This window comes from Streptomyces silaceus, from assembly GCF_001419745.1.
GTDB lineage: Bacteria > Actinomycetota > Actinomycetes > Streptomycetales > Streptomycetaceae > Streptomyces > Streptomyces silaceus.
The window spans coordinates 1-7,817 of sequence record NZ_LIRJ01000262.1 but is presented as its reverse complement, the minus strand read 5'-3'; the positions used below and the strand labels follow the sequence as shown (position 1 = coordinate 7,817).

At 73.6% G+C, this 7,817-nt stretch carries 7 protein-coding genes; 4 read left to right on the top strand and 3 right to left on the bottom strand.

All coding sequences use genetic code 11. The features are described from left to right. The first annotated feature begins 53 nt into the window (after positions 1 to 53). The 4 genes from AOK22_RS23730 to AOK22_RS23715 are packed head-to-tail and all read left to right on the top strand — an operon-like array spanning position 54 to position 2,026. A complete protein-coding gene (locus tag AOK22_RS23730) occupies positions 54 to 488 on the top strand; it encodes a roadblock/LC7 domain-containing protein (protein ID WP_055700733.1) in 435 nt (144 codons plus the stop codon). Positions 489 to 490: 2 nt separating this feature from the next. Then, positions 491 to 862: a DUF742 domain-containing protein gene (locus AOK22_RS23725; RefSeq protein ID WP_055700732.1), complete on the top strand. Its 372-nt coding sequence runs from the start codon at positions 491 to 493 to the stop codon at positions 860 to 862. After that, complete coding sequence (locus AOK22_RS23720) at positions 840 to 1,433, top strand: GTP-binding protein (RefSeq protein ID WP_055700731.1); 594 nt, start codon at positions 840 to 842, stop codon at positions 1,431 to 1,433. The genes AOK22_RS23725 and AOK22_RS23720 overlap by 23 nt, the downstream gene beginning before the upstream one ends. After that, complete coding sequence (locus AOK22_RS23715) at positions 1,430 to 2,026, top strand: GAF domain-containing protein (RefSeq protein ID WP_055700730.1); 597 nt, start codon at positions 1,430 to 1,432, stop codon at positions 2,024 to 2,026. Before AOK22_RS23720 ends, AOK22_RS23715 begins: the two co-directional genes overlap by 4 nt. A gap of 5 nt (positions 2,027 to 2,031) precedes the next feature. Here AOK22_RS23715 and AOK22_RS23710 read toward each other — a convergent pair whose 3' ends face one another. The 3 genes from AOK22_RS23710 to AOK22_RS42925 all read right to left on the bottom strand — a co-directional run bounded on the left by AOK22_RS23710 (position 2,032) and on the right by AOK22_RS42925 (position 7,115). Then, positions 2,032 to 3,915 (bottom strand): DUF2264 domain-containing protein, encoded by a 1,884-nt coding sequence (locus tag AOK22_RS23710; protein ID WP_079036769.1) that lies wholly within the window; start codon positions 3,913 to 3,915, stop codon positions 2,032 to 2,034. Positions 3,916 to 4,063: 148 nt separating this feature from the next. After that, a complete protein-coding gene (locus AOK22_RS23705; protein WP_055700729.1) occupies positions 4,064 to 6,541 on the bottom strand; it encodes a polysaccharide lyase 8 family protein in 2,478 nt (825 codons plus the stop codon). Positions 6,542 to 6,704: 163 nt separating this feature from the next. Then, complete coding sequence (locus tag AOK22_RS42925) at positions 6,705 to 7,115, bottom strand: substrate-binding domain-containing protein (protein WP_055700728.1); 411 nt, start codon at positions 7,113 to 7,115, stop codon at positions 6,705 to 6,707. Positions 7,116 to 7,817: the final 702 nt, after the last annotated feature.

Here is a 7,817-nt window from a genome sequence, read left to right as displayed (position 1 = left end):
CCGCTGCCCCGGCAGACCCCCGTACGTTCGTACCCCCAAGGAGTCGATCCACCATGGCGAGCGATGCGCCGACCGGCCATGTATCCGATCTCGACTGGCTGATGAGCGGCCTCGTGCAGCGCGTGCCGCACACCCACAGCGCCGTCCTGCTCTCCTCCGACGGACTCGTGAAGTCGGTGCACGGTCTCGACCCGGACAGCGCCGACCACATGGCGGCCCTCGCCTCGGGGCTCTACTCCCTCGGCCGCAGCGCGGGTGTCCGCTTCGGCGACGGCGGGGACGTCCGGCAGGTCGTCGTGGAGCTCGACTCCACGCTCCTGTTCGTCTCCACGGCGGGGTCGGGCACCTGTCTGGCGGTCCTCGCCGGGCGCGACGCGGACGCGGCCGTGCTCGGCTACGAAATGGCGATGCTGGTCAAGAGCGTGCGGCCGTACCTGATCACCGCGCCCCGGCAGCCGGCCGGGGAACCCGCGCCGATGAGGCGCTGAGTATGGCGGCCCCGCACGACGGGCCCTGGCTCGACGACGCGGCGGGCCGGCTCGTTCGCCCGTACACCGTGAGCAACGGACGGACCAGACCGAGCAGCCGGCTCGACCTGCTCTCGCAGGTGATGGCGACCGGCTCCCCGCCCCTCGGCTACCTCGGGCCCGAGCACAACGAGGCCGTCGGCCTGTGCGAGGCCCCCACCTCCGTCGCCGAGATCGCGGCCCAGCTCAAGCTGCCCGCGGTCGTCACCAAAGTGATCCTCTCCGATCTCCTCGACTGCGGGGCCCTCACCACGAAGGCCCCGGACTTCCACCACAACCCCACTGACCGGTCCCTGTTGGAGGCAGTGCTCGATGGATTACGACGACAGCTCTGACCCCTTCCCCACCGCGCTGAAGATCTTGGTCGCGGGTGGCTTCGGGGTCGGGAAGACGACCTTTGTGGGCGCGGTCAGCGAGATCGCGCCGCTGAGCACCGAGGAGTTGCTCACCACGGTCAGCGAGGGCACCGACGACCTGTCGGGTGTGGAGAACAAGACCACGACGACCGTCGCCATGGACTTCGGACGGATCACGCTCGACCCGGAACACGTGCTGTACCTCTTCGGCACACCGGGGCAGGAGCGGTTCTGGTTCATGTGGGACGAGCTCTCCGAGGGCGCGCTCGGCGCGGTGGTCCTCGCCGACACCCGGCGCCTGGAGGACTGCTTCGCCGCCGTGGACTTCTTCGAGCAGCGCGGCATGGGCTTCATCGTGGCGATCAACGAGTTCGACGGCGCCTACCGCTACGAGCCCGAGGAGGTGCGGTCCGCGATCGACCTCGACCCCGAGGTGCCCGTCGTACGCTGCGACGCGCGGATCTCCAGCTCCGGCATCCAGACGCTCCTCACCCTCGTGAAGCATCTCCTCAACCATGCCCCGGCGCCCAGCTACGGAGCCCACACGTGATGTACGACCCGACCGGGCACCTGCTGCTCACGCCGGTGGACAAGGAGGCGCCCGCCCGGGTGCGACGGCTGCGCGGGCTCGGCATCGGGCAGCGCCCCGAACCGGCCTTCGACGCCTTCGCGGACCGGCTCGCCGAGCTGACGGGCGCGCCGTACTCGATGGTCAACTTCATCGACGAGGAACGCCAGTTCTTCGCCGGCCTGCACGCCCCGGAGGGCGCGTGTCTCAGCGCGGAGCAGACCGGGGGCGCCGCGCCCGCCGGTGCGGGGACGCCCCGGGCGAGCGGCGAGGCGCGCCGGTATCTGGCCCGCGACCACGGGTACTGCCCGCACGTCGTGGTCCGCCGCAAGGCCCTCGTCCTGGAGGACGTCCGCGACTATCCGCGGTTCGCGGGCAACCCCGTGGTCGACGAGATCGGCATCCGCTCCTATCTGGGCGCCCCCCTCGTCGACCGCACGGGCATCGTGCTCGGCACGGTCTGTGTCGTGGACGTCGAGCCGCGCCGGTGGGGCAGAGCGGGGCTCGACACCATCAAGTCCATGGCCGCGGAGCTGGTCGACCAGATCCACCGGCGGGAGGACGGCGGTCTCTGACCGTCTCAGAGACGCAGTTCGGTGCCGTCGGGGAAGCGGACGCCGACACCGCCGTCGTCGTGCACGGCACAGACGACGGACTCCCGCAGCGCCTGCGGCCGGACGGTGTCGCGGGACAGCGCGACGAGCGTCACGTGCACGCTGTCGGCGCCCGGACGCGCGGCGCACGACAGGTACGGCGTGGCCGAGTGCGGCCCGAACGCGTTGGCCGCCACCTCGCGGGCGATGCCCGCGTCCTCGTCCCAGCCGTGCAGCGCGACGACCGCGCTGGTCAGCCCCGACTCCGTACGCACGAGCGCCCAGCCGGGCCCCTGCTCGGCGTGCGGCCTGCTCTCGTCCGCCACCGCGTGACCGCCCTCGCGGACGGACAGCTCCGCCGGCGCCTGCACGCGGTGCACCCGGATCTCCCAGGGGCCGTGCAGCGCGCTCGTCGTCTCCACGGGGAACGTCTCCTCCCGGCCCGGGAGCCGGGCGTCGTGCCGCGACGAGGCCACGCGGCCCTCGCAGCTCAGCGGGTGGATGCGCAGACGGCGCGAGGCGGTGCCGTCCGCGTCGAGCAGCGCCACGTGACCGTCGACGGCGCGCTCCCACGCGCGCGGGGCGGTCTCCGGGGCCGTCGCAGTGGAGTAGCCGAACTTGGCGTAGTGCGGGTCGTCCTGGGCGGGCCCTTCGAGGGGGTTGTGGTCGCTGCCGTGGTTGACCAGGCGGACGATGCCGTCGTCCCGGGTGCCGTGCAGGAGCCAGCCGGGCCGGGGCAGGGCCGTGTACTGGTCGGACCGCTCCACGGGGAGCGGGACTTCGCGCTCCGTCCACACCGGGTGGTCGGCGGGGATCAGCAGCCCGAGGAAGCCCTTGCTCGCCCAGTACGGTGACGCGGGCCCCGAGTAGGCCTGCGTCGCGGGCAGGAACGTGCCGTACCAGCCGAGCGGGAGCAGCCCCCGCTCGTCGGGCACCCCGCGCTCCACGAAGTGCCGCGCGGTGCCGGAGGCGAGGCGCCGGGTCAGGCCGGGGGCGAGCGGGGTGCAGTCGGCGAGCGCGCCCAGCCACACGGGGGCGGCCGCCGCGAACCGGTACGTCAGGGAACGGCCCTGGTGGACGGGGGCGCCGTCGCCGCCGAAGAAGTGCGGGTAGGCGGTGAGGAACAGGGCCAGGCGCTCGCGGTACACCGTGGCGCGCCCGCCGTCCGCGTCGCCCGCCATCCGGGCCCACAGCAGCGGGTACAGATGCATCGCCCAGCCGATGTAGTAGTCGAAGTTGCGGCCGTCGCCGTCGCTGTACCAGCCGTCGCCGCGGTACCAGTCCTCGATGCGGTCGAGGCCGCCGTCGATGTCCGCCTGGCTGTGCGGGGCGCCGACCGAGGCGAGGAACTGCTCGGACACCACCTGGAAGAGCCGCCAGTTGTTGTCCCAGGTCTTCTTGCCGACGAAGCCGGAGAACCAGTCGACCACCCGCTCCTGGACCCGGGTGTCCAGCCGGTCCCAGATCCAGGGGCGGGTCTCGTGCAGGCCGATGGCGATCGAGGCGGCCTCCACCATCTGCTGGGAGCAGTCGGTGAGTTCGGGCCAGGCCTCGCCGCTGGCGCGGTCGGTGCCCGTTGTCAGACCCCGCGCGTAGCGTTCGACGAGACGGGGATCCACCTCGCCGCCCGCCCCGGCGATCCGGAAGGAGGCCAGCAGGAAGGACCGCGCATATCCCTCCAGGCCGTCCGAGACGACCCCCGACCAGCTGTTGCGCCCGGGGAGGCGGTACTGCGCGAAGCCGGGTGTCGCGTAGGGGACGAGCGCCTCCAACTGCCGGTCGGCGAGCGCCTCCCAGTGGGCCCTGGTCCAGCCGGTGAGCGGGGACAGGACGCGGTCGGTGGGCGGCAGGGACAGATGCGGTGCGGGCATGGGGTCCGTGACTCCTCGGTGGGCGGTACGGGTTGATCGGTGACGCTATGTGGGGCGGAGGGGACCGTCCACGGCCGGGCGGGGCGCCCCGCGAGGGGCGCGGGGAAGTGCGCGCCCAGCCACGTGGATGAGTAGGACCCGCCCGCCCTCACGCGAGCTCGGCCCCATGCGCATGGCCGCGCGAGCCCCCGACCCGGACGGTCACGACGGGACGTCGGCCCACGGTCACCGACACCGTGTCGTCGGCGCGCACCACCTTCCGTACGGGGAAGGGCAGTTCGACGTCCAGCGTCGTCTCCGTGCGGCCGGGATCGGCGACGGCCACCGACACACCGCGGGGTCCGCGCCGGACCAGCACCGTGCCCGCCCCGGACGAGGAGAGCCCCCCGACCCTGCCGGGCCGCCAGAAGTGCGCGGCCAGCAGCCCCTCGCGGCGCGCCTCGACGGCCTGGGCGGTCGCGTCGTTGGCGAGGATGCGTACGGGCCGGGCGCGCGCCCAGGCCGCTGTCGCGGACGCGCTCGCGCCGGGCAGCAGGACGTACGCGTACGACGCCCCGGCTGGGGAAGTGCCGTGGTCGAACCAGAGGGTCAGATAGCGGCGCGTGACCGGCGTCGCGCTGCCCCCGGTGTCGGCGCCGGTGTTGATGTCCCGCCATGAGCCCGTGCGGCGCTCGCGCAGCGCGCGCAGGCCGGGGCCGGCCGCGCGGCCGGGGACGTCGGGGAAGACGTAGCCGCCGGTGCCGTTCAGGTGCGCCCACCCGGCCTCGCCCAGCCGCGCGGACCAGCCGTCGTGGCCCGGCTGCGGGCGGCCGTCCACGGTCAGGCGGCGGGCGGGGCCTTCGGCGTGCAGATTGCGGTTCTCCACGACCGTCTCGACGGTGCGGCCGTCGCCCGCGGTGATGTCCGCGCCGAGCGCGACGACCGCGTTGTCGAGGCAGAACCAGGTCTTGCGGGCCCGCAGGGAACTGCCGTCGGCGAGCAGTTCCATGGCGGCGGCGCCGTAGCGGCCGTCCAGGACCGCGCCGCCCGCCACGGCGTTCTTCGGGCGGTACGTGCCCGTGCCGCCGCCCGTGCCGATGTCGGCCCGCGCGCGCGTGTCCACCGTCGTGCCCGGCAGCCGGTAGGGATCCACGGTCGCCCAGAAGCCGTCCCCGAACTGCCCGAGGTCGTCGCCGTCGTAGAGGTAGGCCATGCCGTCGCCGGTGTACCAGCCGTGCAGGTTCTCGCCGTTGCCCGCCTCGTACGCGGCGATGCGCTTCGAGGAGAGCGACAGGGCCAGCGCCCAGCCGGGCCGCCGGTGCACCACGCGGTCCATGTCGGCGAACGCGAAGTGCCCGGTGAGCCGTTCGGCGGCCGGTACCGACGCGTCGTCGAGGACGGCCTTGGCGCGGGCCAGCGCGGGGATGCCGACCAGGCCCACGTAGGGGGTGCTCCTGTTGCGGCGGATCCAGCCCTTGGCGAGCGCACGCCAGCGGCGCGCGTACGCGTCCGGGGCGCCGGACGCCAGTTGCAGGATGTGGGAGAGCGTCGCCGCGCCGTCGTGGTGGTCGCGCGCCTTCTCGCGCGATATGGCCCGCCCGCGCACCGCGTCCATCATCAGCCCGTCGAGGACCACCGGCGCGAACGTCCGGTCCACCGCCTCGTACAGCACGGACGTCCTCGGGTCGACGACCGCCCACGGCGAATCCGCGAGCAGCGCGATGAGCTGGCCCGCCGCGCCGAGCAGGACGCTGCCATACGTGCCCGTGTAGGCGACGGAGCCGTGCTGCACGAACGACCCGTCCTCGTAGAAGCCGTCCCCCGACGTCACGTACGTGAAGAGGCTGTTCCGGCCGCCGTCGCGCACGTCGGACAGGCCGTCGCGGGCCAGCGCGACCGTGTCCGCCTCGCGGGCGAGCAGTCCGCGCAGGGCGACGATGACGGCCTTGTCGGCGCGGTTGGCGCCGGTCTCGGCGAGCGAGGGGGCGCTGGTGCGGCGGTCGGGGTCGGGGCAGAACGCCGCGACCGTCGCGGTGTAGCCGGCCAGGTCGTCGGCGGCCAGGCGCGCCCGCAGGAGCACGCAGGTGTCCATGAGCGCGCGGGGCGCCCCGATCTCCCAGAACCACCAGTTGCCCGACTCGGGGCGGCCCGGGTGGTAGGCGGTGGAGTGCAGGAAGCGCAGCGCGTCCAGCAGGGCGTCCGCGGTCTCGGCGCTGTCGGTGAGGGAGGTGCCGGGCGTGGCCCAGGCGACGGCGAGGGTGCGCAGGCGGGTGTAGCTCTGGCCGAAGTTGCCGGGGTCCGTGGCGGGGGAGAGGTCGGGCCACAGCGCGGTCCGGCCCGTCGAGCGGTCCAACTGCCGCCACCAGGTGGACGCCTGGGTGTCCAGGGTCTTCAGCGCGGCGGCGAAGTCGGGGTCGCCGGCGTCGAAGGCGCCGCCGGTGAGCTGGTCCGCGGCGCGGGCGAGCAGGGTGTCGTACGGGTCTTCGGCGGCGCCCTCGACGTCTTCGACGGCGGCGTCTTCGGTCGTCTCGGCGGCGGCGGCCCAGGCCGTGCCGCCCGCCGCCGACGGCACGACGACGGAGGCGGCCCCGGCCGCCAGGAGGACGCGACGGCTGGGCCCGGAGGAGTCGGAGACAGGCGTGGGCATGCGAACTCCCAGAGGTGTCGGGGGCACGTGAGGCGATCCCGCGACAGCATGTAAGCGGTTTCTTCGCCGCGCAAGAGGGGGCGGAGTGTTTCTCTGTTCTTTCTGCTTCACCAGCGGGGTTCGGTGTCGGTCAGGGGGAGTTAACCGCTTTCATCGACCGCTGTCATCGACCGCTGTCACCGGAGCATGCCGGGGCGGGGCCGGACGCGCGCCGCGTCACCGAGTCGCGGACGACGATGTGCGTCCCGAGCCGCACGCCGCCCCCGGCCGTCGGCCGCCACGCGTCGGACTCCGTGTCCGGCACGGCGATCCGCACCGCCTCCCGCCCCATCTCCTCCAGCGGTACGCGCACGGTGGTCAGCCGCGGCCGGAGCGTCGCGGCGGCGGGCACGTCGTCGTAGCCGACGAGGGACACGTCGTCGGGGACGCGGAGTCCGGCCTCCTCCAGGGCCCGCAGCGCACCGATCGCGACCATGTCGTTGGCCGCGAAGACCGCGCTGAACTCCGGTCCGGAAGCGAGGAGATGGGCGAGTCGCTGATGACCGAAGGCCGGGCTGAACGCCCCGGTGTGCACCAGCTCGGGCGGCGCCGCGGCGCCGGTCCGCCGAGGTAGAGGATCCGCTCGTGGCCCTGGGCGAGCAGGTGGTCGGTGAGGGCGAACGCGCCGCCTTCGTTGTCGTACTCCACCGAGAGCGTCGGCACGTCGCGGCCCACCGACGGCCTGCCGCACAGCACGAGCCGCGCGCCGCCGGAGTACAGGCTCCGTGCCCTGCGGGCCACTTCGCGCGCGTAGGCCCGGTCCTGGTGCGCGCCGCCGACCAGCACGACCGCGTCCGCCCGCTGTTCGTGCAGCAGGTCCACGAACGCCAGCTCGCGCCGCGGGTCGCCGTGCGTGCAGCAGACCATGCAGAGCCGGCCCGCCNNCCGGCGCGGTGTCCGGCCGCGTCCTTCTGCCGACGGGTCTGCCATGGGTCCGTCCTCCCGTGCGGGATCGTCGTGGCTCGTCACGCAGGTCCCCGTGCCTCCTGGAAGGGGCCGGATCTCCCTGGTGTCGACGGTAAGCGTGTACTGAGAAGGGCCACGACGCCAGAGGATGGCGAAGGAAAGTCCAAGTACTGCACTGTGCCTGGGTGTTGACCGAGACAGTAAGCGATTACTACGTTGCCGCCCCATGGCTGAGAAAAGGACCCGAACCGCGCGTGCCGCCCTCGCGACGGCGACGGCGGCCGCCGCCACCCTCGCGTTCGCCGCTCCCGCCCAGGCGCACCCCTTCACC